The organism is Stenotrophomonas sp. FW305-C-20-S1 (genome assembly GCF_058783335.1).
The window spans coordinates 26996-51873 of record NZ_JBYTEK010000002.1 but is presented as its reverse complement, the minus strand read 5'-3'; the positions used below and the strand labels follow the sequence as shown (position 1 = coordinate 51873).

General features: G+C 67.2%; 19 protein-coding genes. 10 read left to right on the top strand and 9 right to left on the bottom strand.

The window, feature by feature from the left end:
* Positions 1-3: 3 nt before the first annotated feature.
* The 4 genes from pcaG (at position 4) to pcaC (ending at position 3222) form a co-directional block, all read left to right on the top strand.
* The gene (gene pcaG / locus AC3WTC_RS01900; RefSeq protein ID WP_025875085.1) at positions 4-567 is read left to right on the top strand and encodes a protocatechuate 3,4-dioxygenase subunit alpha; all 564 of its coding nucleotides are present in this window, start codon (positions 4-6) and stop codon (positions 565-567) included.
* Positions 568-657: 90 nt separating this feature from the next.
* Entirely contained in the window at positions 658-2001 is a 1344-nt protein-coding gene (locus AC3WTC_RS01895) for a 3-carboxy-cis,cis-muconate cycloisomerase (RefSeq protein WP_492710308.1), read from the top strand.
* A 25-nt stretch (positions 2002-2026) separates the two neighbouring features.
* Positions 2027-2812, top strand: a complete 786-nt coding sequence (gene pcaD / locus AC3WTC_RS01890) for a 3-oxoadipate enol-lactonase (RefSeq protein WP_492710306.1) — start codon at positions 2027-2029, stop codon at positions 2810-2812.
* Positions 2813-2835: 23 nt separating this feature from the next.
* Entirely contained in the window at positions 2836-3222 is a 387-nt protein-coding gene (gene pcaC, locus AC3WTC_RS01885) for a 4-carboxymuconolactone decarboxylase (RefSeq protein ID WP_025875079.1), read from the top strand.
* An 80-nt stretch (positions 3223-3302) separates the two neighbouring features.
* Here pcaC and AC3WTC_RS01880 read toward each other — a convergent pair whose 3' ends face one another.
* Both AC3WTC_RS01880 and AC3WTC_RS01875 read right to left on the bottom strand, forming a co-directional pair.
* Positions 3303-4157, bottom strand: coding sequence for an IclR family transcriptional regulator domain-containing protein (locus AC3WTC_RS01880; RefSeq protein WP_025875077.1), 855 nt, complete (start codon positions 4155-4157; stop codon positions 3303-3305).
* Between the two features lie 101 nt (positions 4158-4258).
* A complete protein-coding gene (locus AC3WTC_RS01875; protein WP_312401497.1) occupies positions 4259-6682 on the bottom strand; it encodes a membrane-bound PQQ-dependent dehydrogenase, glucose/quinate/shikimate family in 2424 nt (807 codons plus the stop codon).
* A 300-nt stretch (positions 6683-6982) separates the two neighbouring features.
* Here AC3WTC_RS01875 and AC3WTC_RS01870 point away from each other — a divergent pair, with 300 nt between their 5' ends.
* Positions 6983-7522, top strand: a complete 540-nt coding sequence (locus AC3WTC_RS01870; RefSeq protein ID WP_032951771.1) for an adenine phosphoribosyltransferase — start codon at positions 6983-6985, stop codon at positions 7520-7522.
* Between the two features lie 153 nt (positions 7523-7675).
* On the opposite strand, the gene dbpA is transcribed toward AC3WTC_RS01870, so the two are convergent.
* From dbpA to AC3WTC_RS01855, 3 genes are all read right to left on the bottom strand, one after another.
* Positions 7676-9052, bottom strand: coding sequence for an ATP-dependent RNA helicase DbpA (gene dbpA, locus AC3WTC_RS01865; RefSeq protein ID WP_025875072.1), 1377 nt, complete (start codon positions 9050-9052; stop codon positions 7676-7678).
* Between the two features lie 102 nt (positions 9053-9154).
* Positions 9155-9427, bottom strand: coding sequence for a hypothetical protein (locus tag AC3WTC_RS01860; protein ID WP_025875070.1), 273 nt, complete (start codon positions 9425-9427; stop codon positions 9155-9157).
* Positions 9428-9455: 28 nt separating this feature from the next.
* On the bottom strand, positions 9456-10535 hold the full coding sequence (locus AC3WTC_RS01855) for a YeiH family protein (protein ID WP_492710302.1): 1080 nt from the start codon (positions 10533-10535) through the stop codon (positions 9456-9458).
* 102 nt (positions 10536-10637) lie between these two features.
* Between AC3WTC_RS01855 and AC3WTC_RS01850 the strand changes: the two genes are divergently transcribed.
* Complete coding sequence (locus AC3WTC_RS01850) at positions 10638-11513, top strand: LysR family transcriptional regulator (RefSeq protein WP_492710300.1); 876 nt, start codon at positions 10638-10640, stop codon at positions 11511-11513.
* 330 nt (positions 11514-11843) lie between these two features.
* Positions 11844-13724 (top strand): ATP-binding cassette domain-containing protein, encoded by a 1881-nt coding sequence (locus tag AC3WTC_RS01845; protein WP_025875062.1) that lies wholly within the window; start codon positions 11844-11846, stop codon positions 13722-13724.
* A 111-nt stretch (positions 13725-13835) separates the two neighbouring features.
* Here the strand turns inward: AC3WTC_RS01845 and AC3WTC_RS01840 are convergent, their stop codons facing one another.
* Positions 13836-14297 carry a c-type cytochrome gene (locus AC3WTC_RS01840; protein WP_032977578.1) on the bottom strand — a complete coding sequence of 154 codons (462 nt, stop codon included), beginning with the start codon at positions 14295-14297 and terminating at the stop codon, positions 13836-13838.
* Positions 14298-14306: 9 nt separating this feature from the next.
* Entirely contained in the window at positions 14307-14699 is a 393-nt protein-coding gene (locus tag AC3WTC_RS01835) for a c-type cytochrome (protein WP_025875058.1), read from the bottom strand.
* Between the two features lie 205 nt (positions 14700-14904).
* Here AC3WTC_RS01835 and AC3WTC_RS01830 point away from each other — a divergent pair, with 205 nt between their 5' ends.
* The 3 genes from AC3WTC_RS01830 to AC3WTC_RS01820 are packed head-to-tail and all read left to right on the top strand — an operon-like array spanning position 14905 to position 22651.
* Entirely contained in the window at positions 14905-16056 is a 1152-nt protein-coding gene (locus AC3WTC_RS01830) for an efflux RND transporter periplasmic adaptor subunit (protein WP_025875055.1), read from the top strand.
* Entirely contained in the window at positions 16053-19574 is a 3522-nt protein-coding gene (locus AC3WTC_RS01825; RefSeq protein ID WP_492710297.1) for an efflux RND transporter permease subunit, read from the top strand. Before AC3WTC_RS01830 ends, AC3WTC_RS01825 begins: the two co-directional genes overlap by 4 nt.
* Positions 19571-22651: an efflux RND transporter permease subunit gene (locus tag AC3WTC_RS01820; RefSeq protein WP_025875053.1), complete on the top strand. Its 3081-nt coding sequence runs from the start codon at positions 19571-19573 to the stop codon at positions 22649-22651. Before AC3WTC_RS01825 ends, AC3WTC_RS01820 begins: the two co-directional genes overlap by 4 nt.
* A 99-nt stretch (positions 22652-22750) precedes the next feature.
* Here the strand turns inward: AC3WTC_RS01820 and AC3WTC_RS01815 are convergent, their stop codons facing one another.
* Complete coding sequence (locus AC3WTC_RS01815; protein ID WP_134832398.1) at positions 22751-23596, bottom strand: phytanoyl-CoA dioxygenase family protein; 846 nt, start codon at positions 23594-23596, stop codon at positions 22751-22753.
* 57 nt (positions 23597-23653) lie between these two features.
* Complete coding sequence (locus AC3WTC_RS01810; protein ID WP_481446692.1) at positions 23654-24874, bottom strand: TraB/GumN family protein; 1221 nt, start codon at positions 24872-24874, stop codon at positions 23654-23656.
* Positions 24875-24878 lie beyond the last annotated feature (4 nt).

Below are 24878 nucleotides of genomic sequence, written 5' to 3'. Positions count from 1 at the left end.
ACCATGAGTTTCCAATCCACTCCATGGCAGACCGTGGGCCCGTACTACCGCCTGGGCCTGGAACCGCTGTACCGCACCGACATCGCCCCGGCCACCGCGCAGGGTGAGCGCGTGGAAGTGCAGGGCCAGGTGTTCGATGGCAATGGCGTGCCGGTGTCCGATGCCGTGCTGGAAATCTGGCAGGCCGACGCGCAGGGCATCTATGCCCATGGCGAAGACCCGCGCCGGGACGATCACGACCCTGCCTTCGACGGCTGGGGCCGCGTGCCCACCGACGACCAGGGCCGCTTCGCCTTCACCACCGTCAAGCCGGGCCGGGTGCCGGGCCTGCGTGGCGAGCCGCAGGCGCCGCACCTGGTGGTGCTGGTGTTCATGCGCGGCCTGCTGCAGGCCACCCGTGCACGCATCTACTTCAGTGACGAAGCCAGCAACGCCGAGGACGGCATCCTCGCGCTGGTGCCGGCCGAACGCCGCCACACCCTGGTCGCACAGGCGCAGGGCAAGGGCCTGTACCACTGGGACGTGCGCATGCAGGGCCCGGACGAGACGGTGTTCTTCGCATACTGATCGCGGCGCGCCCGACGCGCCTTCCGGCCACTCCACGCCCGCGTGCGGCGGGCGCGGGTAAGCTGTGATTACCCAGGATGGACTGCACCGATGAGCCACTTCCCAACGCTGCTGGGCGGTCTGTTCGGCGACCCCGCCGTCGACGCCGTGTTCCGCGATGAAGCACGCCTGCAGGCGATGCTCGATGTCGAACGCGCTCTGGCGCGCGCGCAGGTGCAGTGCGCGGTGATTCCCGCAGCCGCGCTGGCACCGATCGAAGCGGCCTGCAGTGCCGATCTGTATTCGTTGCCGGCGCTGTCGGCAGCCACCGCACTGGCTGGCAATCCGGCCATTCCACTGGTCAAGGCACTCACCGCGCAGGTCAAGGCGAACGATGCCGAGGCCGCGCGCTGGGTGCACTGGGGCGCCACCAGCCAGGACATCATCGATACCGGCGCGGTGCTGCAGCTGCGCGCGGCAGTCAGCCAGGTGCAGGCGCGCCTGCGCGTGCTGTGCATGGCGCTGGCGCGGCTGGCCGAGGCCGAGCGCAGCACGGGGTTGCCCGGGCGCACGCTGCTGCAACACGCAGTACCGGTGACCTTCGGCCTGAAGGCGGCCGGTTGGCTCGACGCCCTGCAGCGCAGCCAGCGCAGGCTGGATGCGTTGGCCGCAGACACGCTGGTGCTGCAGTTCGGCGGTGCCGCTGGCACCTTGGCCTCGCTGCAGACGCGCGGGCTGGACGTGGCCGAAGCCCTGGCTGCCGAGCTGCAGTTGCCGCTGCCGGCATTGCCCTGGCACACCGCGCGTGACCGCATTGCCGAGTTCGGCAGCGTGTTCGCACTGCTGACCGGTAGTCTCGGCAAGATCGCCACCGACATCGTGCTGCTGATGCAGTCCGAGGTGGCCGAAGCCTTCGAGCCGGCGGGTGAGGGCAAGGGCGGTTCCTCGGCAATGCCGCACAAGCGCAATCCGGTGGGCTGCGTGGCCGCCATTGCCGCCGCCACGCGCGTACCGGGCCTGCTGTCCACGCTGTTCACTGCCATGCCGCAGCCGCACGAGCGCGCAGCAGGCCAATGGCACGCCGAATGGGACACCGTGCCGGAGATCGTGCGCCTGTGTGCGGGCAGCCTGGCCCAGGTGGATGTGGTGGTGCAGGGCCTGCAGCTGGACCGCGAGCGCATGCGCCAGCACCTGGACAGTCATGGCGGGCTGCTTTACGCCGAAGCCGTTGCGGTCACCCTGGGCGAGCGCATCGGCAAGCCGGCCGCACATGCCTTGGTGGAACAAGCGGCCAGGCAGGCGCTTGCGCAATCGCAGCACCTGCGCGTGGTGCTGGGGCAGATGCCCGAAGTCACCGCGCAGCTTTCCGCCGCACAACTGGATGCCCTGTTCGCCGCAGACAGCTGGCGCGGCATGGCCGATACCTGGATCGACCGCGTGCTCGCGCGCGGCTGATCCTACGTTCAACGCTGGAGCACGCATGCCATTCCTCGACCTTCCGCAGCATCGCCTGCACTACCAGACCGAGGGCCGCGCCGACGGGCAGTGGCTGACCTTCTGCAATTCGCTGGGTACCGACCTGGGCATGTGGCGGCCGCAGGTGGATGCACTCGCCTCGCAGTACCGCATCCTGCGCTATGACCGTCGCGGCCATGGCCAGTCCAGCACGCCGCCGGGGCTGTACAGCGTGGCCGAACTGGGCGCTGATGTGCTGGCCCTGTGGGACCACCTCGGCATCGCGCGCAGCCATTTCTGCGGGCTGTCGATCGGTGGCCTGACCGGGCAGTGGCTGGGCGTGCATGCTGGCAATCGCCTGCGCACGCTCACGGTGGCTGCCACCGCAGCGAAGATCGGTACGCTGGACGGCTGGCAGGCGCGCATCGCCCAGGTCCAGCACGATGGCCTGTTGCCGCTGGTCGATGGCACCCGCGAACGCTGGTTCACCGCCGCTTTCGCGCAGACCCATGCCAGCCAGGTGGAAGACATCCTGCAGCGCTTCCTCGCCACCAGCGTGGCTGGCTATGCCGGCTGCTGCAACGCCGTGGGCACGGCCGACTTCCGTGATGCGCTGGGCCGCATTGGCGTGCCGCTGCTGGCCATTGCCGGAAATGACGACCCGGTGTGCGCTCCGGCCGAGCTGCAGGCAATCGCCGACGGCGTGGCCCATGGCCACCATGCCGCCGTGCCGGGCCGCCACATCTGCAACCTGGAATCGCCGCAGGCGTTCACCTCCGCACTGGCCGCGCATCTTTCGGCGCAGCACTGATCCCGCACAACAGGTAGACCACGATGGACGAACAGGAACGCTACGAAGCCGGCCTTGCGGTGCGCCGCCAGGTACTGGGTGAGGCACACGTCGAACGCTCGCTGCAGGCGCGCACCGAGTTCACCACCGAATTCCAGGAGTTCATCACGCGCACGGCGTGGGGCACGGTGTGGACGCGCGAGGGCCTGCCGCGGCATACGCGCTCGCTGCTGACCATCGTGATGATGGTGGCGCTGGGCCACGACGAGGAGTTCAAGCTGCATATCCGTGCCGCCCGCAACAACGGCGTGACGCCGGAGGAGATCAAGGAAGCGCTGCTGCAGGCCGCGATCTACTGTGGCGTGCCCGCGGCCAACCACGCGTTCGCGCTGGCCAAGCCGATCCTGGAAGAGCAGGCCGCAGAGCGCTGACGCCGAACATCCGCGGGGCATGGCCCGGCGCTACCAGGGCGCGGTCCCGGAAGCGCCGCGCCATGCCCGGCGGCTGCACCTCAATTCAACAACGTCCCCAGCCGCTGTGCGGCTTCGCGCAGGCGCGGCAACAGCTGGGTCTGCATTACGCCCAGGCCGATACGGCCCGCCTGGGTGCCGATGTTCAGCGCGGCCACGACATCGCCGCTGCGCGAACGAACCGGCACGGCGATCGAGCGCAGGCCGATCTCCAGTTCCTGGTCGACCAGCGACGCGCCTTCGCGGCGCACCTTTTCCAGCAGGTCGAGGAAGTCATCCATGCGGGTGACCGTGCGTTCAGTGCGCGGCCGCAGCGGGTTGCGTTCCAGGTAGCCTTCCAGCGTGTCGCGCGGCAACGAGGCCAGCAGCACGCGGCCCATCGAGGTGCAGTAGGCCGGCAAGCGGCTGCCTGCGCGCAGGCCGATCGACATGATGCGTACGGTTTCCGCGCGCGCCACGTACAGGATGTCATCGCCATCGAGCACGCCCAGCGAGCAGGATTCGTGCACGGCATCGCGCAGGGCATCCAGCACCGGTTGTGCAGCAGCGGTCATCGACGACGACGCGACATAGGCGCCGCCCATGCCCAGCACGCGCGGCAGCAGCACGAAGCCGCGGCCCTGTTCACCCACGTAGCCGAGCTTTTCCAGCGTGTACAGCACGCGCCGTACCGCTGCGCGGGAAATGCCGGTATCGCTGCTGATCTGCGACATCGTCACTTCGCGCGGGTGCTGCGAGAACACGCTCAGCACGGCCAGGCCGCGGCCGAGCGACGTCATGAAGTCCGGATCGCCCTGGTTGTCCTGGATCTGCTGCATCAGCTCATGGGCCAGGCCACGATCCTGCGGTGGGGCAGGGGGGCGCTTGGGTCGACGGCTGGGAGGAACGGCAGGCATGGCAGCAGCTTTCATCGGGTTCGACCTCGCATGGTAAGGGCTCGAACCAGCAACCGGTACCCACGCGGCGCAGCCTGCGAGGCTGCGCCGCGTGGCGCCGGTCACTTGCGCTCGGGCAGCGCGTAGGCGATCACGTAGTCGCCACGGTCCGGTGACTGGCGTGCGCCACCGGCGGAAATCACCACGTACTGGCGACCGGTCTTCGGCGAGACGTAGGTCATCGGCGTGCCCTGGCTGCCAACCGGCATGCGGGCCTTCCACACTTCCTCGCCGGTGCGGCTGTCATAGGCGCGAAGGTAGTAATCCTGCGTACCGGCGAAGAACAGCAGGCCCGACTGCGTGGCCAGCGAACCGCCCAGGGTCGGCATGCCGATCGGAATCGGCAGGCCCATCTTGATGCCCATCGGCCCGGTGTCCTTCACCGTGCCCACCGGCACCTGCCAGACCAGCTGGCGGGTGGCCAGGTTGATCGCCGACATCGTGCCGAACGGCGGTTTCTGGCAGGGAATGCCCAGCTTGGACAGGAAGCGGTCGCGCAGCGAGCCGTACGGCGTGCCGGTCTGCGAGGCCGCACCCATTTCCACGCCACCGTCGCCGCTGGTCATCTGCGCGCGCGGGATCAGCTTGGTCCACAGGCCCAGGCGCATGTCATTGACGAACAGGTAGCCGGTGGTGGGGTCGACCGAGGCGCTGCCCCAGTTCATGCCACCCAGCGAACCGGGCCATTGCAGCGCGAGGTCTTCGCCCGGCGGCGTGTACATGCCGTCGTAGCGGAACTGCTTGAACTGGATGCGGCACAGCATCTGGTCGATCGGGGTGGCGCCCCACATGTCCGACTCGGTCAGCGTCTGCGCGCCGATCTGCGGCAGGCCCACCGACAGCGGCTGGGTGGCGGCATAGCGTTCGCCCTGCGCATTGCCCTGCGGCGCGGGTATGTTGCGCACTTCGCTGATCGGCACGCCGGTCTGGCGATTGAGCATGAAGATCTGCCCGGCCTTGGTGATCTGCAGCAGGGCCGGCAGCGTGCCGCCCTTGCCATCGGGCACGTCGGTCAGGGTCGGCTGCGCAGGCAGGTCGTAGTCCCATAGATCGTGGTGCACGGTCTGGTAGACCCAGCGCTCCTTGCCGGTGGCCACGTCCAGCGCAACCACCGCCGAACTGTACTTGTCATCCTGCGGGGTGCGCTCGCCGGCCCACTGGTCAGGCGTGGTGTTGCCGGTGGGCAGGTAGACCAGGCCCAGCTGCGGGTCGTAGGCCATCGAGGTCCACACGTTCGGCGTGGCGCGCGTGTAGTGGATCGACGGATCCAGCGGCACGTCCGGGGTTTCCCTGGAAAGATCCCAGACCCAGGCCAGCGCGCCGGTGCGCACGTTGTAGGCACGCACCACGCCGGACGGCTCACCCACTTCGATGTTGTCGGCCACGCGGCCACCGACCACGATCAGTTCGCCGGCCACCAACGGTGCGGCGGTGAGGGTGTAGAAGCCCGGCTTGATCTCGCCCATGCCGGCCTTCAGGTCGACCACGCCATTGCTGCCGAAGTCCGGGCACAACGCGCCGCTCTTTGCATCCAGCGCGAACAGGCGCGCATCGATGGAGGTCATCAGGATGCGCTTCTCGCACAGCGCCGGGCCCGTGCTGGCCGTTTCGGCGGCCGGCAGCGGCGCAGGTGCCGGAGCGGCTGCATCCGCCGCAGACGGTGCCGTGGTTGCGTCGAAATAGCCCAGACCGCGGCAGCGTTGCCAGTTCGGCGCGGTGGCCTTGGGGTCGAAGGCCCAGCGCTGCTTGCCGGAATCGGCATCGATGGCGATCACCTGATTGTGCGGGGTGCACAGGAACAGGGTGTCGCCGATCTGCAGCGGGGTGTTCTGGTCCTCGGCACCGAAACCGTTGCTTTCCGGCACATCGCCGGTGCGCGCCGTCCAGGCAACCTGCAGTTCCTTCACGTTGGCCGGGGTGATCTGGTCCAGCGCGGCAAAGCGGGTGCCGGCGGTGGTGTTGCCCCAGTGCATCCAGTCGCGCTGTTCAGCGCCCTTGGCCACCGGCACCACCGGCGGCGTGGTGCCCTGCGCGGTCTGTACCGGGCGCGGCTGGAACGCCGACACCGCAGTGCCCAGCAGGCCAACCAGCAGCACGGCGGCTACGCCATAGGCGCCGCGGCCGGCAACCTGGCCTCGGCTGCGGCGCAGCACCGGCCACGCCAGGGCGACCAGAAGGGCCAGCACCGCCGGCATCACCAGCCGCGATACCAGCGGCCAGAAATTCCAGCCGGCATCCACCAGTGCCCACAGCAGCGTGGCCAGGAAGGCCAGGCCGTACAGCAGCGCACCGTTAGGCCGGCGCATCGCCAGCAGTACGCCGGCTACCGCCGACACCGCACCCATCAGCAGGAAATACCAACTGCCCCCCAGCTGCACCAGGCGTACACCGCCGACCAGCAGAGCCAGGCCGAACAGGGTCACCAGGATGCCGAGCAGGACCACCAGCACACGGCACAGGGCCGGAACTCTCGTCGTCTCGTCCACGTTGCATGAACCTCATTGCGAAAAACCCGCGCGGAGGCGGGGAAAGCCCCGCGCGCGCCAGGCGTGGCGGGGGCCAACGGCATCCCGGGCGGCTGCGGGCCGTGACGGCGGGCAGGCGTCGGCCTGCTTATGACGCAGGCTGGGTGAATGACCGGTTAGGGCGATTATCGCACGCGTGTGCGATTTTGGCGTGATGCCCCACGGCGCCATCGGTGGAACGCAGCGGCGCAGTGGTGCCGGGAACGGGCAGGGCAGGGGCGAACCGGTTACCCTATGCCGCCATACAAGCTGGTAGCTGCAATGACCGACGCCACCGTGGCCGTCCCCGCCTGGGCCTCACGCCTGCGCGACATCGCTGATTTCCCGAAGCCGGGCATCCTGTTCAAGGACATCATGCCGCTGCTCGCTCACAGCGAGGACTTCCGTGGCGCGATCGTGGCGATGGCCGATCGCTGGCGCGATCAGAAGCTGGACGCGGTGGTCGGCATCGAATCGCGCGGCTTCATCCTCGGTGCGGCCATGGCGCTGGAACTGGGCGTGGGCTTCGTGCCGGTGCGCAAGCCGGGCAAGCTGCCGGGCAAGGTGCTGCGCGAGGAATACACGCTGGAATATCGCAGCGACTGCATTGAAGTGCATGCCGACGCGCTGCCGGCCGGTGCGCGCGTAGCGATCATCGACGACGTGCTGGCAACCGGCGGTACGCTGGTTGCTGCGTTGTCGCTGGTGCGTCGCCTGGGCGTGGACGTGGTCGGCGCCGGCGTGCTGGTCGAACTGGATGGCCTGGGCGGCCGTGGCCGCTGGGAAGCGGATCTGCCGCTGCACACCGAACTGGTGTTCTGATTGCGCAGGTGCCAACCAAGGTGGCACCTGCCCGAGCGAATCGCGGCGAACCGGTAGTTGCCAACCTTGGTTGGCACCGCATGGATGGGCCAACCAAGGTTGGCCACTACCAAGTCACCTCGCTGCCAACCGTGATCGGCAGCGCTCCTTCAATCACATCATCCGCACGCGGAAACGACGGCCCTTGATCTTGCCCGCTTCCAGCTTCGCCACCGCCTTGTTGACCTGCTCGCGGGCGATCGCCACGTAGGAACGGGTCGGGAAGATCGCGATCTTGCCGATGAACTTGGCCGACAGGCCGGCATCGCCGGTGAGGGCGCCGAGGATGTCGCCTGCGCGCAGCTTGTCGGTCTTGCCGCCATCGATGCGCAGGGTGCGCATCGCCGCCTGCGGCAGCTCGGCCGGGCGCGACGTCGCCAGCGGCGTCTTCTGCCAATCCAGCGGCTCGCCACGCTGTGCTTCGATGGCGTCGGCGCGGTTCTTTTCGCGGCCCGCCACCAGGCTGATCGCCAAGCCACTGGCGCCGGCACGACCGGTACGGCCGACACGGTGCTGGTAGCTCTCGACGTCGGTCGGCAGCTCGTAGTTGATCACCGCGGCCAGTTCTTCCACATCCAGCCCGCGTGCGGCGACGTCGCTGGCAACCAGCACGTTGCAGCTGCGGTTGGCCAGGCGCAGCAGCACTTCCTCGCGGTCGCGCTGTTCCATGTCGCCATGCAGGGCGAGCGCGGAGAAGCCGAACTGCTGCAGCGAGTTGGCCACTTCGTCCACGTCCTTGCGGGTGTTGCAGAACACCACGGCCGATTCGGGCGTGTACTTCAGCAGCAGGCCGGCCAGTGCCTTCTGCCGGTGTGCCGGTTCGACTTCGCAGAACAGGTGGCGGATGGCCGGGGCCTGGTCGGCGCCTTCCACGGTCACTTCCACGGCATCGCGCAGCAGGTCGCGGGCCATGGCGCGGATGGTGTCGGGGAAGGTGGCCGAGAACAGCAGGCTCTGGCGATCGCGGTGGGTACGGCCGGCGATCTCACGGATCGGTTCCTCGAAGCCCATATCGAGCATGCGGTCGGCTTCATCCAGCACCAGGGTGCGCACGGCGCCCAAATTCAGTGCGCGCTTGCGCGCCAGTTCCTGCACGCGGCCGGGAGTGCCGACCACCACGTGCGGGTCGTGGCTTTCCAGCGACGCCAGCTGCGGGCCCAGCGGCGTGCCGCCGGTCAGCAGCAGCAGCTTCAGGTTGGGGATGCCGGTGGCCAGCTTGCGGATCTGCTTGGCCACCTGGTCGGCCAGCTCGCGGGTGGGGCACAGCACCAGCGCCTGTACGCGGATCAGGCTGGGGTCGATGGATTGCAGCAGGCCAAGACCGAAGGCGGCGGTCTTGCCGCTGCCGGTCGGGGCCTGGGCGATCACATCGCGGCCATCAAGGATGGCGGGCAGGCTCTGCGCCTGGATCGGCGTGAGGGTGGTGTAGCCGAGGGCATCCAGGCCGGGCTGCAGGGCCGGGCTCAGCGGCAGGGTCGAGAAATCAGTCATGGCGCATTGTACCTGCGCGCGCGCCCGGTCCCGCCGTCGTTCACGATTGTGGGGGCGCCCGGTAGCGGGCGACCTTGGTCGGCACCTTGGCCGAACGTTCCCTCAACCCAGCCCGATGACCACCAGCCGCGCAGCCATCGCCTGCAACTGCTCCGGGGTGGCCGGTTTTCCAGCGACCCGGGGCTCCAGCAGCAGCTGGTGGAACCACGGGTTGGCGTGCCGCGTGTCGACGTCGAACGAACAGGTCGCCTGCACGCCCATCACCGCTTGAACGATCTCGACCAGCGTGTCTTCGGCTTCATCGACATTGCCCCGCCCATATCGATCATCCAGCAGGCGCAGCGGGATCTGCAGCAGGGCGGGGGAGACTGGCATGCCTCAAGTCTAACGATCCACGTTGCCCTCAGCCCAGCACCGCCAGCACACCCTGGTGGATCGCCAGGCCACCCAGCAGCAACCAGGCGAACAGGATCGATGCCAGCAGCAGCGGCTTCAACCCGGCCTGGCGCAGCGCAGACACATGGGTGGTCAGGCCCAGCGCGGCCATCGCCATGGCCAGCAGCACGGTATCCAGCTGCACCAGGCCGGCCTGCACACCCACCGGCAGCAGATGCAGCGAGTTGAGCCCGGCAACCGCCACGAAACCGAACGCGAACCACGGCACCACGATCCGGGCCTTGCCACCGTCCGCCGCCGCCTTGCCACCACGGGCCAGCCACAGCGACAGTGCGATCAGGAACGGTGCCAGAAGCATCACCCGCACCATCTTGGTGATGACCGCGGTATCGGCGGCTGACTCGCCCACCGCACGTCCGGCAGCCACCACCTGTGCCACTTCATGCACGGTGGCGCCGGTGAACAGGCCGTACTGCCGCGCGTCCATTGCCAGCCAGCCGTGCGACTGCACCAGCGCATACAGCGCCGGGTACAGGAACATGGCCAGCGTGCCGAACACCACCACCGTCGATACCGCCACCGTCACCTGCGCAGCGCGGCCGCGCACCACCGGCTCTGCGGCCATCACCGCCGCTGCACCGCAGATCGCGCTGCCGGCACCGATCAGCATGGCGGCCTCGCGCTCCATCCTGAACACCCGTACACCCAGCCAGCACGCCAGGCCGAAGGTGCTCGCCACCACCAGCACGTCCATCAGCACGCCGGCGACGCCGACGTGGCCGATGTCCTGGAAGGTCAGCCGCAGGCCGTACAGCACGATGCCCGCACGCAGCAGCCAGTGCTTGGAGAAGCCCACGCCCGCCGCGCTGGCGGGGGCCAGTCGCGGGTACAAGGTGTTGCCGACCACGATGCCGGCGACGATGGCGACGGTCAGCGCACTCAGGCCATGCGCCTGCAGCCAGGACAGCTCGGCCAGGTACAGCGACGCCGCCGCCACCAGGCCGACCAGCAGCAGGCCGGGCAGGCGCGGTTGCCAGCGCTGGCGCAGGGCGGGCAGGGACCAGGGGGACAGGGCAGGCGCGTTCATGGCGGGTGGGATGCGGGTGAGAGGCGTACAGCCTGCATGCACGCGATCGACCCGTAAAACGAATAATATCGGTGAAAACTACCCATAACACAGGTAATGGCCATGCGCCTGACGCTCCGCCAGCTGCAGGTCTTCGTTGCCATCGCCGACCAGGGCAGCACCACCGCCGCAGGCCAGGCCATCGCGCTTTCCCAGTCCGCCAGCAGCGCCGCCCTGCAGGAGCTGGAAGCGCACTTCGGCACGCCGCTGTTCGACCGCATCGGCCGTCGCCTGACGCTGAACGGCCACGGCCGGGCCTTGCTGGAACCGGCGCGGGCGCTGTTGGTCAATGCCGCCGATCTGGAGCGGCAATTGGCGGCAGGCGGTGACCCGTCCCAAGGCGCGCCGCTGCGGCTGGTGTTGGCGGCCAGCACCACCATCGGCAACTACCTGCTGCCGCCGCGTATCGCCGAGCTGCTGCGGCAGGCACCGCAGGCCGAGGTCGATCTGCGCATCGACAACAGCGCAGGCGTGGTGGCGGCCGTTCAACGGCTGGACGTGGATGCAGGACTGATCGAAGGCCCATGCCACGAACGCGGGCTGCAGGTGACCGCCTGGCAGCAGGACCCGCTGGTGATCGTGGCGGCTGCGGATGCGCCCCCGCGCTGGTCCCTGGATGAACTGCGCGCAGCGCGCTGGCTGTTGCGCGAACCCGGCTCAGGCACCCGCGAGGCTGTCGAACAGGCATTGCTGCCGCATCTGCGCGGCTTCGCCCAGACCCTGCAGCTGGGCAATACCGAAGCCATCAAGCAAGCCGCCATCGCCGGCCTCGGCCTGGCTTGCCTCTCGCGCCACGCCCTGGAAGAACCCTTGGCCCTCGGCCGCCTGCGCATCCTTGAAACGCCATTGCCGGCCCTGCACCGCACGCTGTGGCTGGTACGCCACCCCGGCAAGCGATGGTTGCCGGGGTTGCAGGCGTTGTTGGGGGAAGTGGGGTAATCCGCTGGTATCCAGTCGATTGCATCCCTTGGAAGATCCTGCGGCGATCATCCACGCATGGCGTGGATCTACGTGTCGACCAAGGTCGACACCTACCAACAGCAGCGGAGATCTGTCGAAGGCGGGGTGGTGTGGGGCTGCAGGACCGTTGGCGCCATGGATGGCGCCATCGAGCCCCCCATGGAAGGGTTTACGGCGTGTCCTGAAGCCCCACACCACCCCGCCATCCCTCCAGCAAGTCGGGGTTGGCTGTTGCTGTTGCTGCGGCCGTGGCCTCTGCGGGTGCCGGGCGCCGCCCGGCCAGGCCCCGCAACCCGCTACAATGGCCGGATGCCTCTGATTACTCTGCAAAACGTCGACTTCAGCGTCGGCGGCCCGCTGTTGCTGGAAAAAGCCGAACTGTCGATCGAGCCGGGCGAGCGTATCGCCCTGATCGGCCGCAACGGCGCCGGCAAATCGACCCTGCTCAAGCTGCTGTCCGGCGACCACAAGCCCGATGACGGTGAAGTGCGCGTGCAGCAGGGCGTGCGCGTGACCCGCCTGGAGCAGGAGGTGCCGCACGGCGCCGCTGGCAGCGTGTTCGACGTCGTCGCCGATGGCCTGGGCGAACTGGGCCAATGGCTCGCCGAATTCCATCACCTCAGCCACGCCGACGTGTTCGATGGCGAAGCGCTGGGCAACGTCCAGGCCAAGATCGATGCCGCCAACGGCTGGGGCCTGGACCAGCGCGTCAGCGAGACCCTGACCAAGCTCGACCTCGATGGCGACGCGGAATTCGCGCGCCTGTCCGGCGGCATGAAGCGCCGCGTGCTGCTCGGCCGTGCGCTGGTCTCCAGCCCCGACCTGCTGCTGTTGGACGAACCGACCAACCACCTCGACATCGAAGCCATCGACTGGCTCGAAATGTTCCTCAAGAACTGGAACGGCAGCGTGGTGTTCGTCACCCATGACCGCCGCTTCCTGCGTGCGCTGGCCACCCGCATCGTCGAGATCGACCGCGGCCAGGTCACCAGCTGGCCGGGCGACTGGGCCAACTACGAGCGCCGTCGCGAAGAACGCCTCAACGCGCAGGCCCAGGAAAACGCACGGTTCGACAAGCTGCTGGCGCAGGAAGAAGTGTGGATCCGCCAGGGCATCAAGGCACGCCGCACCCGCGACGAAGGCCGCGTACGCCGCTTGAAGGCGATGCGCAACGAGCGTTCCGCGCGCCGCGACCTCAGCGGCAACGTCAAGATGGAAGCGGCCCAGGGCGTGAGCTCGGGCAAGAAGGTCATCGACATCAAGGACATTTCGTTCGCCTTCGGCGATCGCACGATGGTCCGCGATTTCTCCACCACCATCCTGCGTGGCGACCGCATCGGCCTGATCGGCCCCAACGGCAGTGGCAAGACCACGCTGTTGAAGCTGCTGCTGGGCGAACTGCAGCCGCAGCAGGGTGAGGTCAACGCCGGCACGAATCTGCAGGTCGCGTACTTCGACCAGTACCGTGCAGTGCTGCGCGAAGACTGGAGCGCGATCGAGAACGTGGCCGAAGGCCGCGATTTCCTCGAGTTCAACGGCAAGCGCAAGCACGTGCACGCCTACCTGCAGGACTTCATGTTCACCCCCGAGCGCGCGCGCGCGCCGATCACCCGCCTGTCCGGTGGCGAGCGCAACCGCCTGCTGCTGGCCAAGCTGTTCGCGCAGCCGTCCAACCTGCTGGTGATGGACGAACCGACCAACGATCTGGACGTGGAAACCCTGGAGCTGCTGGAAGAGCTGCTGGGCGAATACAACGGCACGTTGCTGCTGGTCAGCCATGATCGTGACTTCATCGACAACGTGGTGACCTCCACGCTGGTGATGGAAGGCGATGGCGTGATCGGCGAGTACGTGGGCGGCTACAGCGACTGGCAGCGTTACGCGGCCAGCGTGGCCGCTGCGCCTGCGGTGGTTGCTGCCGCCAAGCCGGTGGTAGCTGCTCCGGCGGCTGCTGCGGAACCGGCAGCGCCCAAGCGCAAGCTTGCCTACAAGGAAGCGCGTGAGCTGGAACAGCTGCCGAAGACGATCGAAAAGCTGGAAGGCGATGTCGAAGGGCTTACCTCGGCAATGAACGATCCGTCGTTCTACACGCGCAGCAGCGCCGAAGTGACCGCGCACACCCAGCAGCTGGCCAAGGTGCAGGCTGAACTGGATGCCGCGTACGCACGCTGGGAAGAACTGGAAGGCTGATCGCCGGTCGGATTCAGTAGATCCACGCCATGCGTGGATATCCGGATACGTGCGGACCAACGGTCCGCACCCACCAACCAACGGTCCGCACCCACTGGGGCGGGCCGGCGGTCATTTGACCCCGTGCAGATCCCGCAGCTGGCTCGGTCGGCTGCCGAAATACGCGGCCAGATCGGCAATGTCCTGATCGCTCAGGTCCTTCGCCTGCGGTGTCATCAGCGCATGCTGGCGATCACCGGCACGGTAGGCCTGCAGCGCATGCGCCAGGTAATCGCCGTATTGACCACCCAGCTTCGGATAGGTCGGATCGATCGGCGCATTGCCGTCGGCACCGTGGCAATCGATGCAGCTCTGGCTGGTGGCCTTGCTCTTGACCTTGGCGCGGGCCTCGCCGGCGGCTTCACGCCCGGCAGGCAGGCCCGCGGAGGAAGACGATCCGTGCTCGCCGCTGGCATGGCCGGGATCGCCGGCGGATTTCTCGCTGTTCTCCACCTGTGACTGCGAGCAGGCCGCCAGCAGCAGGGCGACGGACAGGGCGATGGCGTGACGCAGTGGATGCGCGGCTTTCGACATGGGCGGGCCTTACTTGACGGTGGACAGGTAAACAGCGAGATCGGCGATCTCCTGTTCGCTGAAACTCATCGACTGCGCCTGCATCGTCGGATGCCGGCGCTTGCCCTGGCGGTACTCGGTCAGGGCCTGGGTCAGGTACTGCTGGGTCTGGCCACCGATCTTCGGTACCCGGTAACTGGGGTAGGCGTTCTTGTAACCGGTGATGCCGTGGCAACCCTGGCAGGTGTAGGCCAGCACACGGCCATTGTCGAAACTGCCGGTGGGCGTGGCAGCCGCCGGCACAGGGGCCGGAGCCGGTGCCGGGGCGGGTGGTGCTGCAGGAGCAGGTGCGGGCTGTGCGGCGGCCCCGAGGGGCAGGAGGACGGCCAGAGCGAGACAAGCGGCGAGCGGCTGCGGGCGCATGGTGTCTTTTCCGGGGATTCGGGTCTGGTCGTTCCGGCGTGGGGTACGGAACGACCCGAGTATAGCCTCAGGTTTCATCTAGCTGAAATGGGGTCTGCCCGACCGGCGGCGTGAAGACACCATGACCTTTGGGATATGGTGTTGCCGTGAAGTGGTGCATTACTTTGCTACCACACCTGCCCACGCATCCTCCAGGGATCTGACGATGTCGCACCAAACCTTCCTGCCCGGCCCCCGCAGCGGACTCTGCGCTGCCGCGCTGCTGCTCTCCACCTCCCTGCTGCTGAGCGGTTGCGCCGCTGGGCCCAACAACGAGGCCAAGGCGGCCGAGACCAAGGACGAGAAGAAGGTCGACGCGGTGCCGGTGGAAGTGGCCGTGGCCAGCCATCGCGCGGTGGCCGCCAGCTACACCGGAACGGCGGCACTGGAGCCGCGCGCCGAATCGCAGGTGGTCGCCAAGACCTCGGGCGTCGCGCTGGCGGTACTGGTCGAGGAAGGGCAGCGGGTCAGCGCCGGGCAGCCTCTGGTGCGGCTGGATCCGGACCGCGCACGCCTGGCCGTTGCCCAGAGCGAGGCGCAGATGCGCAAGCTGGAGAACAACTACCAGCGCGCACAGAAGCTGGTCGGCCAGCAGATGGTCAGCGCTGCCGATGTCGACCAGCTGCGCTACGACCTGGAGAACGTGCGCGCGCAGTACCGCCTGGCCACGCTGGAACTGTCCTACACCACCGTGGTCGCACCGATTTCCGGCGTGATCGCCTCGCGATCGATCAAGACCGGCAACTTCGTGCAGATCAACACGCCGATCTTCCGCATCGTCGACAACTCGCGGCTGGAAGCCACCCTCAACGTGCCCGAGCGCGAGCTGGCGACCTTGCGCGCAGGCCAGCCGGTCACGCTGTCGGCCGATGCGCTGCCGGGCCAGACCTTCACTGGTGTGGTGGACCGCATCGCGCCGGTGGTGGATTCGGGCAGCGGTACCTTCCGTGTGGTCAGTGCTTTCGACGGTGCCGCGCAGTCGCTGCAGCCGGGCATGTTCGGTCGTATCCGCATCGACTACGACCAGCGTGCCGATGCACTGGTGGTGCCGCGCCTGGCACTGCTGGACGATGGTGAGCCGGCAGTGTTCCGCGTGCGCGAGGGCAAGGTCGCGCGGGTGCCGGTCAAGCTTGGCTACGCCGAAGGGCCGTGGGTGGAAATCCGTGAGGGACTGGCGGCGGGTGACCAGATCGTCACCGCCGGCAAGGTCGCCCTGCGCGACGGCACCGCGGTGCAGGTGATCGCCGATCCGAAGGCCAAGGCGAAGACCGTAACCGCCTCGGCCAAGCCGGCAGAGAAGGCCGGGAGCACGCAATGACCGCGCCCGGCCACGACCACGGTGCCTCGCCCGGGAGCGATGGCGCCGCCGCAGGCATGCGTGGCGGCCTGGTGGAGTTCGCCACCCGCCGCCGCGTCACCATCGCCATGTGCACGGTCACCCTGCTGCTGTTCGGCCTGATCGCACTGGGCAACCTCAAGGTCAACCTGCTGCCCGACCTGAGCTATCCGACGCTGACCGTGCGCACCGAGTACACAGGTGCGGCGCCGACGGAAATGGAAACCCTGATCACCCAGCCGGTCGAAGAAGCCGTGGGCGTGGTCAAGAACCTGCGCAAGCTGAAGTCGGTCTCGCGCACCGGCCAGAGTGATGTGGTGCTCGAGTTCGCCTGGGGCACCAACATGGACCAGGCCAGCCTGGAAGTGCGCGACAAGATGGAAGCGCTGAACCTGCCCCTGGAAGCCAAGGCGCCGGTGCTGCTGCGCTTCAATCCCTCCACCGAGCCGATCATGCGCCTGGTGCTGTCGACCAAGGCCGCGCCTGCGACCGACGAAGAAGCGATCCGTGAACTGACCGGCCTGCGTCGCTATGCCGACGAAGACCTGAAGAAGAAGCTGGAGCCGGTTACCGGCGTGGCGGCGGTGAAGGTTGGCGGTGGCCTGGAAGACGAGATCCAGGTCGACATCGACCAGCAGAAACTGGCCCAGCTCAACCTGCCGATCGACACCGTCATCAAGCGGTTGAAGGAAGAGAACATCAACATTTCCGGCGGTCGCCTGGAGGAGGGCTCGCAGCGCTTCCTGGTGCGCACCGTCAACCAGTTCGCCGATCTGGAAGAAATCCGCAACCTGCTGGTCACCACCCAGTCCGCCAACGGCAGCGCGGCCGACTCGGCGCTGCAGCAGATGTTCAACATCGCTGCCTCTACGGGCTCGGCTGCAGCCGTCGCCGCCGCTTCCGCTGCGCAGAGCGCTTCCTCTGGCGGCGCCTCCAGCGTGGTCGCCAACGGCGTGCCGGTGCGCCTGAAGGACGTGGCCACCGTGCGCCAGGGCTACAAGGAACGCGAAGCGGTCATCCGCCTGGGCGGCAAGGAGTCGGTCGAACTGGCGATCTACAAGGAAGGCGACGCCAATACCGTGGCCACCGCCGAAGCGCTGCGCAAGCGTCTGGAGCAGATCAAGGCAACGTTCCCGGCCGATGCCGAACTGACCACCATCGAAGACCAGTCGCGCTTCATCGAGCACGCCATCGCCGACGTCAAGAAGGACGCGGTGATCGGCGGCCTGCTGGCGATCCTGATCATCTTCCTGTTCCTGCGCGACGGCTGGAGCACGTTCGTGATCAGCCTGTCGTTGCCGGTCTCGATCATCGCCACGTTCTTCTTCATGGGCCAGCTTGGCCTGAGCTTGAACGTGATGTCGCTGGGCGGCCTGGCACTGGCCACCGGCCTGGTGGTGGATGACTCCATCGTGGTGCTGGAGAGCATCGCCAAGGCGCGCGAACGCGGCCTGGGCATCCTGCAGGCCGCGATCGCCGGTACCCGTGAAGTGAGCATGGCCGTGGTCGCCTCGACCCTGACCACCATCGCGGTGTTCCTGCCGCTGGTGTTCGTCGACGGCATCGCCGGCCAGCTGTTCCGTGACCAGGCGTTGACCGTGGCCATCGCCATCGCGATTTCGCTGCTGGTGTCGATGACCCTGATTCCGATGCTGAGCTCGCTGAAGGGTCGGCCGCCGCTGGCCTTCCCGGCAGAAGCCGCAGCCGAGCCGTGGCAGCCGCAGAGCCGCTGGCAGAAGCCGGTCGCACTCGGCCGTCGTGGTGTGGTGGCGACGATGCGCTGGAGTTTCTACGCGCTGGCATGGCTGGTGGTGCGCCTCTGCCGTGGCGTGGCTGCAGTGGTCGGCCCGGTGATGCGCAAGGCCAGTGACATCGCCATGAAGCCATACGCCGGTGCCGAACGTGGCTACCTGCGGCTGCTGCCGGGTGCGTTGGCCCACCCTGGCAAGGTGCTGGGCCTGGCTGCGCTAGCGTTTGTCGGCACGATGGCGCTGGTGCCGATGCTCGGCGCCGACCTGATCCCGCAGCTGGCGCAGGACCGTTTTGAAATGACGGTCAAGCTGCCGGCCGGCACGCCGCTGAAGCAGACCGATGCGCTGGTGCGTGAGCTGCAGTTGGCGCATGGCAAGGGCGAAGGCGTGGCATCGCTGTACGGTGTCAGCGGCAGCGGTACCCGCTTGGATGCCAGCCCGACCGAGAGTGGCGAGAACATCGGCAAGCTGACCATCGTGATGGAAGGCGGCGGCAACCCGCAGACCGAAGCGGAGATCACCGAGCGCCTGCGCGACACCATGGGCCAGCACCCGGGTGCGCAGGTCGACTTCGCGCGGCCGGCACTGTTCAGCTTCTCCACGCCGCTGGAAATCGAACTGCGTGGGCAGGACATGGCGACCCTGGAAGTGGCGGGCCAGCGCCTGGCGGCGCTGCTGCGCGGCAATGCGCACTACGCGGACGTCAAATCCACCGTGGAAGAGGGCTTCCCGGAAATCCAGATCCGCTTCGACCAGGAGCGAGCCGGTGCACTGGGCCTGACCACGCGGCAGATCGCCGATGTGGTGGTGAAGAAGGTGCGCGGCGATGTCGCCACCCGCTACAGCTTCCGCGACCGCAAGATCGACGTGCTGGTACGCGCGCAGGAAACCGATCGTGCCAGCGTGGAGAGCATCCGCCGGTTGATCGTCAATCCGGGCAGCACCCGTCCGGTCACCCTGGATGCGGTTGCCGACGTGGTGGCCACCACCGGCCCCAGCGAGATCCATCGTGCCGACCAGACCCGGGTGGCCGTGGTCTCGGCCAACCTGCGCGACATCGACCTGGGCGCGGCCATGCGCGAAGTACAGCAGATGGTGTCCGAACAGCCGCTGGGCGCCGGCGTGGGCCTGCACATCGGCGGCCAGGGCGAGGAACTGGCACAGGCGGCGAAGTCGCTGATCTTCGCCTTCGGCCTGGCGATCTTCCTGGTCTACCTGGTGATGGCGTCGCAGTTCGAATCGCTGCTGCATCCGTTCGTGATCCTGTTCACCATCCCGCTGGCGCTGGTCGGCGCGATCCTGGCGTTGATGCTGACCGGCAAGCCGATTTCGGTGGTGGTGTTCATCGGCCTGATCCTGCTGGTCGGCCTGGTCACCAAGAACGCGATCATCCTGATCGACAAGGTCAACCAGCTGCGCGAGGCCGGCGTGGCCAAGCACGAGGCACTGGTGGAAGGTGCGCGTTCGCGCCTGCGGCCGATCATCATGACCACCCTGTGCACGCTGTTCGGCTTCCTGCCGCTGGCGGTGGCGATGGGCGAGGGCGCCGAAGTGCGCGCACCGATGGCGATCACCGTGATCGGTGGCCTGCTGGTGTCGACCCTGTTGACCCTGCTGGTGATCCCGGTGGTGTACGACCTGATGGACCGCCGCGGCGATGCCTACTACCGCGAACGCGGTCGCAAGCATGCCGGTGAGGGCCTGCACGGTGCCGAGGGCAGTGCGTCGGGTGCGGAGGAACCGGCATGAGCGTTGCCGAGTTCTCCATCCGCCGCCCGGTCACCACCATCATGTGTTTCGTGTCGCTGGTGGTGGTCGGCCTGATCGCCTCGTTCCGGCTGCCACTGGAAGCGCTGCCGGACATCTCCGCACCGTTCCTGTTCGTGCAGATTCCCTATACCGGCTCCACGCCGGAAGAAGTCGAGCGGACCATCATCCGGCCGGTGGAGGAGTCGCTGGCGACGATGACCGGCATTAAGCGCATGCGGTCGTCGGCGACCTCCGAAGCTGCGTCGATCTTCATTGAGTTCAGTGACTGGGATCGTGATATCGCCATCGCCGCCTCGGACGCGCGCGAGCGCATCGACGCGATCCGCAGTGACCTGCCTGACGATGTGCAGCGCTACAACGTGTTCAAGTGGTCCAGCAGCGACCAGCCGGTGCTGAAAGTGCGCCTGGCCAGTACCACCGACCTGACCACCGCCTATGACATGCTCGACCGCGAATTCAAGCGGCGTATCGAGCGGATTCCGGGCGTGGCCCGGGTCGAGATCACCGGCGCGCCACCGAACGAGGTGGAGATCGCGATCGATCCGAACCGCCTGAACGCCCACGGCCTGAGCATCAACGAGCTGAGCGATCGCCTGCGCACGCTGAATTTCTCGATCTCGGCCGGGCAGATCGACGACAACGGCCAGCGCGTGCGCGTGCAGCCGGTGGGCGAGATCACCGATCTGCAGGAAATGCGTGACCTGGTGATCAATGCCAAGGGACTGCGCCTGGGTGACATTGCCGATGTGCGGCTGAAGCCGGCGCGGATGAGCTATGGCCGCCGCTTGGATGGCAATCCTGCCGTCGGCCTGGACATCTACAAGGAACGCAGCGCCAACCTGGTGGACGTCTCGCGCGGCGCGCTTGCCGAGGTTGAAGCGATCCGCGCGCAGGCATCGATGCGCGACGTGCAGATCAAGGTGATCGACAACCAGGGCAAGGCGGTGACCTCGTCCCTGCTGGAGCTGGCCGAGGCCGGCGGTGTCGGCCTGATCCTGTCGGTGACGGTGCTGTTCTTCTTCCTGCGCCACTGGCCGTCCACGTTGATGGTGACCCTGGCCATCCCGATCTGCTTCACCATCACCCTGGGCTTCATGTATTTCGCCGGCGTCACGCTCAACATCCTGACCATGATGGGCCTGCTGCTGGCCGTGGGCATGCTGGTCGACAATGCAGTGGTGGTGGTCGAGAGCATCTACCAGGAACGTGAGCGGCTGCCGGACCAGCCACGCCTGGCCTCGATCATCGGCACCCGCAACGTTGCCATCGCGCTCAGCGCCGGCACCTTGTGCCACTGCATCGTGTTCGTGCCCAACCTGTTTGGTGAAACCAACAACATCAGCATCTTCATGGCGCAGATCGCGATCACCATCTCGGTCTCCCTGCTGGCCTCGTGGCTGGTGGCGGTCAGCCTGATCCCGATGCTGTCCGCACGCATGGCCACGCCGAAGCTGGTGCACTCGCAGACCGGCGTGATCGCGCGCCTGCAGCGCCGCTACGCGCAGCTGCTGGACTGGTCACTGCGCCATCGCGGCTGGAGCCTGCTGGGCATCCTGCTGGTGGTGCTGGTCAGCCTGGTGCCGATGAAGCTGACCAAGATCGACATGTTCGGTGGCGATGGTGGCAAGGACATCTTCATCGGCTACATGTGGAAGGGCGCCTACACCTACCGGCAGATGTCCGAGGAAGTGGCCCGCGTCGAAGGCTGGATCGAGCAGAACCGCGAGCGCCTGCACGTGCAGCAGGTCTATTCCTGGTACAGCGAACAGGAAGGCAGTTCGACGGTGGTCACCCTGGACGAGAAGTACGCCAAGGACATCAAGGCGCTGCAGGAAGAGCTGCGCAAAGGGCTGCCGAAATCCGCGCGTACCGACTACTTCGTCGGCAACCAGGGCGGGGATGGTGGCGGTGGCGGCAACCAGGGCGTGCAGGTGCAGCTGGTCGGCGACTCCAGCGCGATGCTGCAGGAGATCGGCCAGGAAGTGCTGCCGCTGCTGGCGCAGCGCGCCGAGCTGCGCGATGTGCGCATCGACAACGGCGAGAAGGGCGGCGAGCTGAAAGTGCACGTCGACCGCGAGCGTGCAGCGGCGTTCGGATTCAATGCCGAGCAGGTTGCCAGTTTCGTTGGCCTGGCGCTGCGTGGTGCACCGATGCGCGAGTTCCGTCGTGGTGACAACGAAGTGCCGGTATGGGTGCGCTTCGCCGGTGCCGAACAGAGCAGCCCTGAAGACCTGGCCGGTTTCAGCGTGCGCACCGGCGATGGCCGCAGCGTACCGCTGTTGAGCCTGGTCAGTGTCGATGTGGGTTCATCAGCGACCCAGATCGGCCGCACCAACCGCCAGACCACGTTGACCATCAAGGCCAACCTGGCCGAGAAGATCACCGCACCGGACGGCCGCAAGGCCATGGAAGCAGTGCTCAAGCCGATGAACTTCCCGGCCGGCTACGGCTTCACCTTCGATGGCGGCGACTACGGCGATGACAACGAGGCGATGCAGCAGATGGTGTTCAACCTGCTGATCGCGCTGGTGATGATCTACGTGGTGATGGCCGCAGTGTTCGAATCGCTGCTGTTCCCGGCGGCGATCATGAGCGGCGTGCTGTTCTCGATCTTCGGCGTGTTCTGGCTGTTCTGGATCACCGGCACCTCGTTCGGGATCATGTCCTTCATCGGCATCCTGGTGCTGATGGGCGTGGTGGTGAACAACGGCATCGTGATGATCGAGCACATCAACAATCTGCGCCGGGGCGGGATGGGCCGTACCCAGGCGCTGGTGGAGGGCTCACGCGAGCGCCTGCGCCCGATCATGATGACCATGGGCACGGCGATCCTGGCGATGGTGCCGATCTCGCTGACCGATACGCAGATGTTCGGCAACGGGCCGGAGTACTCGCCGATGGCGCGTGCGATTGCCGGTGGCCTGGCGTTCTCTACCGTGGTCAGCCTGCTGTTCCTGCCTACGATCTACGCGGTGCTTGATGACCTGCGCAATGCGGTGGTGCGGCTGATCCAGCGCGCTCGCGGCCGCGAGGTCGTGGCGGGAACCCCGGTGTAGTGGTCGAGCTTGCTCGACCGTAAGGGCGGAAACGTGTTGTGGTGGGGGGAGACCGGTCGTAGTGGGGCGGTCTCCCCTTTTTTTCGTTCGCTGGCTGGGTCAAGCCTTGCGAAGGAACCAGGTGCGACGCGTGTACTCGTGGCCGAAATCGACCTGTCCGAATCGCGCGATCTCACGCCGGCCACGCCGGTAGTAGCGCCAAGGCGCCTTCTCTGCCGAAGGGGTCTGGCCATAGAAGACATCCATGTGGCCCACGGGCATCGACTTCGGCGTCACGTGCATGACCACGCTGCGGCGAGTGCCGGCCGACGGGTGCGGGGCACCACCATGGAACAGCTGCGGGTGCCAGACGATCACGTCACCCGGCTGCACGTGGACCGCCTGCGGTTGCAGGCCTGCCTCCTCGCACTGGCGTGCTACCGCGTCCTGATAAGCCGTCCAGCCTTCCGGCGACATCGCGCTGACCGGCCCGTCGCCGAAGACCTTGCGGCGCAGTGCCTGCACATCGATGGGCGGTAACAGATGGCTGCGCGGAACGACGCGCAGCGGGCCATTGCTGTCATCAACCGCGTCCAGTGCCGTCCACACACCCATGTAACGCTCACCCGGGGAGGTGCAGAACACCGGTGTATCGCGGTGCAACGACTGTTCCGAGCCGCGCTCGTAGTAAAGGCTGGTGTAGAGCGTGGTGGGTTCGCCGAGGAAGCGGTCACAGACATCGATGGCCGGGTTGTCGGTGAGCAGGCGGGTCATCGCATCCACCACCAGGTGCAGGTTGACAACTCGATACAAGCGCTTGTGATCGTCAAGGTTGCGCGACACCGACTTGGGATTGCGCTGCTTGAAGCGCGCGATGCGCTCGTTGATGTCTTCCACCAGTGCGGGCGCGATGGCCTGGCGGACCACCACGAAACCATCGCGCATCAGCGCATCGTATGCATCCATCGGCGTGCTCCTTCCTTAAACCGCGAGTATAGCCATGCTCGGCTCTGCAGAATCCGATCAGCTCGCCACCTTGCTCCACACCTTGCCCGCGGTCAGCCACAGGCCCAGCATGCTGCCCAGGTTGGTCAGCATGAAGGTCAGCACCACGCGGGTGACCCGGTTGCGGTACCAGCCCTTCAACGACTGTGCATCGTCACGCAGCTTGAGGAAATCCTCGTAGGTCGGCTTGCGCAGGCGCGCTTCCACCAGTGCCGCGAATGCGCCGGTGGGGATGCTCAGGCGGAACGGCTTGAACGGCGCCACCACGATCGCGGTGAGGATGCTCAGCGGGTGGCTGCCGGCCACCAGGCAGCCCAGGCCAGCCAGGCCGCCGGTATACATCGCCCAGGTCGCCAGCAGTTCGGTGCCCACGCCCAGTCCACCACGATAGAAGCCAACACCGATGCCGGTGGCCACGATGGCGAGGATCCCCAGGGTGAACCACGGGATGTTGCGCTTCTTCGGCACCGCTTCCAGCTGCTCGCGCAACGGCGCAGGCGCCTCGGTATCGGTTTCCAGGTAACGCGCCAGGCCGGCCAGATGGCCGGCGCCGACCACCGCCAGCACTTCGCGCTGCTGCGGATCATGCGCTTCGCGCAGGCGCGTGGCCATGTAGCGGTCGCGCTCGCCGATGATCGTTTCGTACAACGCGGGGTTCTCGCTGGCGAACTCGCCGAAGCTCGATTCCAGCATGTCGCCCTGCTTCAGCTTCTCGATCTCGTCTTCGCCGACATCCTCGGACGAGAACAGGCCGGCGCCGAGCCCGGCGACCAGCTTCAGCTTGCCGAAGAAGCCCAGTCGCTGCGAAGCACGACGGAATGTCAGGCCGACTTCGCGGTCGATCAGGTGCACCGGCAGGTTGCGCTCGCGCGCCAGGTCCACCGCACGCTTCAGTTCGGCGCCCGGCTCGATGCCGAGCTGTTCGGCCAGTCGGCGCTGGTAGGCCGACAGCGCGAGGTTGGCCGCGAACAACGCGACGCGGCCCTTGCGGATCACTTCCACCAGGTCCAGTTTGGCCAGCGTGTCCGGGTCGCTCAGCGCCTGCAGGCGCTGCGGGTCCAGCTCGACGGCCACCGCATCGAATCGTCCGCTGTCGATGGCTTTCTCCACCGCCTCGACGCTGGCATGGGAGACGTGGGCAGTGCCCAGCAGGGTGTAGCGCACGCCATCGCGCTCGACGACGCGCACTGGCTGGCCGGCGAACAGATCGTCGCCGGTTTCGGGAAGGGTTTCGGTCATGGAA

Bases quoted from the DNA above. Each gene is read 5' to 3' on its own strand.
- dbpA (WP_025875072.1), bottom strand. From the start codon at position 9,052: ATGACTGATTTCTCGACCCTGCCGCTGAGCCCGGCCCTGCAGCCCGGC.
- AC3WTC_RS01845 (WP_025875062.1), top strand. From the start codon at position 11,844: ATGCCTCTGATTACTCTGCAAAACGTCGACTTCAGCGTCGGCGGCCCG.
- AC3WTC_RS01840 (WP_032977578.1), bottom strand. From the start codon at position 14,297: ATGTCGAAAGCCGCGCATCCACTGCGTCACGCCATCGCCCTGTCCGTC.
- AC3WTC_RS01855 (WP_492710302.1), bottom strand. From the start codon at position 10,535: ATGAACGCGCCTGCCCTGTCCCCCTGGTCCCTGCCCGCCCTGCGCCAG.
- AC3WTC_RS01860 (WP_025875070.1), bottom strand. From the start codon at position 9,427: ATGCCAGTCTCCCCCGCCCTGCTGCAGATCCCGCTGCGCCTGCTGGAT.
- AC3WTC_RS01895 (WP_492710308.1), top strand. From the start codon at position 658: ATGAGCCACTTCCCAACGCTGCTGGGCGGTCTGTTCGGCGACCCCGCC.
- AC3WTC_RS01870 (WP_032951771.1), top strand. From the start codon at position 6,983: ATGACCGACGCCACCGTGGCCGTCCCCGCCTGGGCCTCACGCCTGCGC.
- AC3WTC_RS01830 (WP_025875055.1), top strand. From the start codon at position 14,905: ATGTCGCACCAAACCTTCCTGCCCGGCCCCCGCAGCGGACTCTGCGCT.
- AC3WTC_RS01815 (WP_134832398.1), bottom strand. From the start codon at position 23,596: ATGGATGCATACGATGCGCTGATGCGCGATGGTTTCGTGGTGGTCCGC.
- AC3WTC_RS01880 (WP_025875077.1), bottom strand. From the start codon at position 4,157: ATGCCTGCCGTTCCTCCCAGCCGTCGACCCAAGCGCCCCCCTGCCCCA.
- pcaD (WP_492710306.1), top strand. From the start codon at position 2,027: ATGCCATTCCTCGACCTTCCGCAGCATCGCCTGCACTACCAGACCGAG.
- AC3WTC_RS01825 (WP_492710297.1), top strand. From the start codon at position 16,053: ATGACCGCGCCCGGCCACGACCACGGTGCCTCGCCCGGGAGCGATGGC.
- AC3WTC_RS01810 (WP_481446692.1), bottom strand. From the start codon at position 24,874: ATGACCGAAACCCTTCCCGAAACCGGCGACGATCTGTTCGCCGGCCAG.
- pcaC (WP_025875079.1), top strand. From the start codon at position 2,836: ATGGACGAACAGGAACGCTACGAAGCCGGCCTTGCGGTGCGCCGCCAG.
- AC3WTC_RS01835 (WP_025875058.1), bottom strand. From the start codon at position 14,699: ATGCGCCCGCAGCCGCTCGCCGCTTGTCTCGCTCTGGCCGTCCTCCTG.
- pcaG (WP_025875085.1), top strand. From the start codon at position 4: ATGAGTTTCCAATCCACTCCATGGCAGACCGTGGGCCCGTACTACCGC.
- AC3WTC_RS01850 (WP_492710300.1), top strand. From the start codon at position 10,638: ATGCGCCTGACGCTCCGCCAGCTGCAGGTCTTCGTTGCCATCGCCGAC.
- AC3WTC_RS01820 (WP_025875053.1), top strand. From the start codon at position 19,571: ATGAGCGTTGCCGAGTTCTCCATCCGCCGCCCGGTCACCACCATCATG.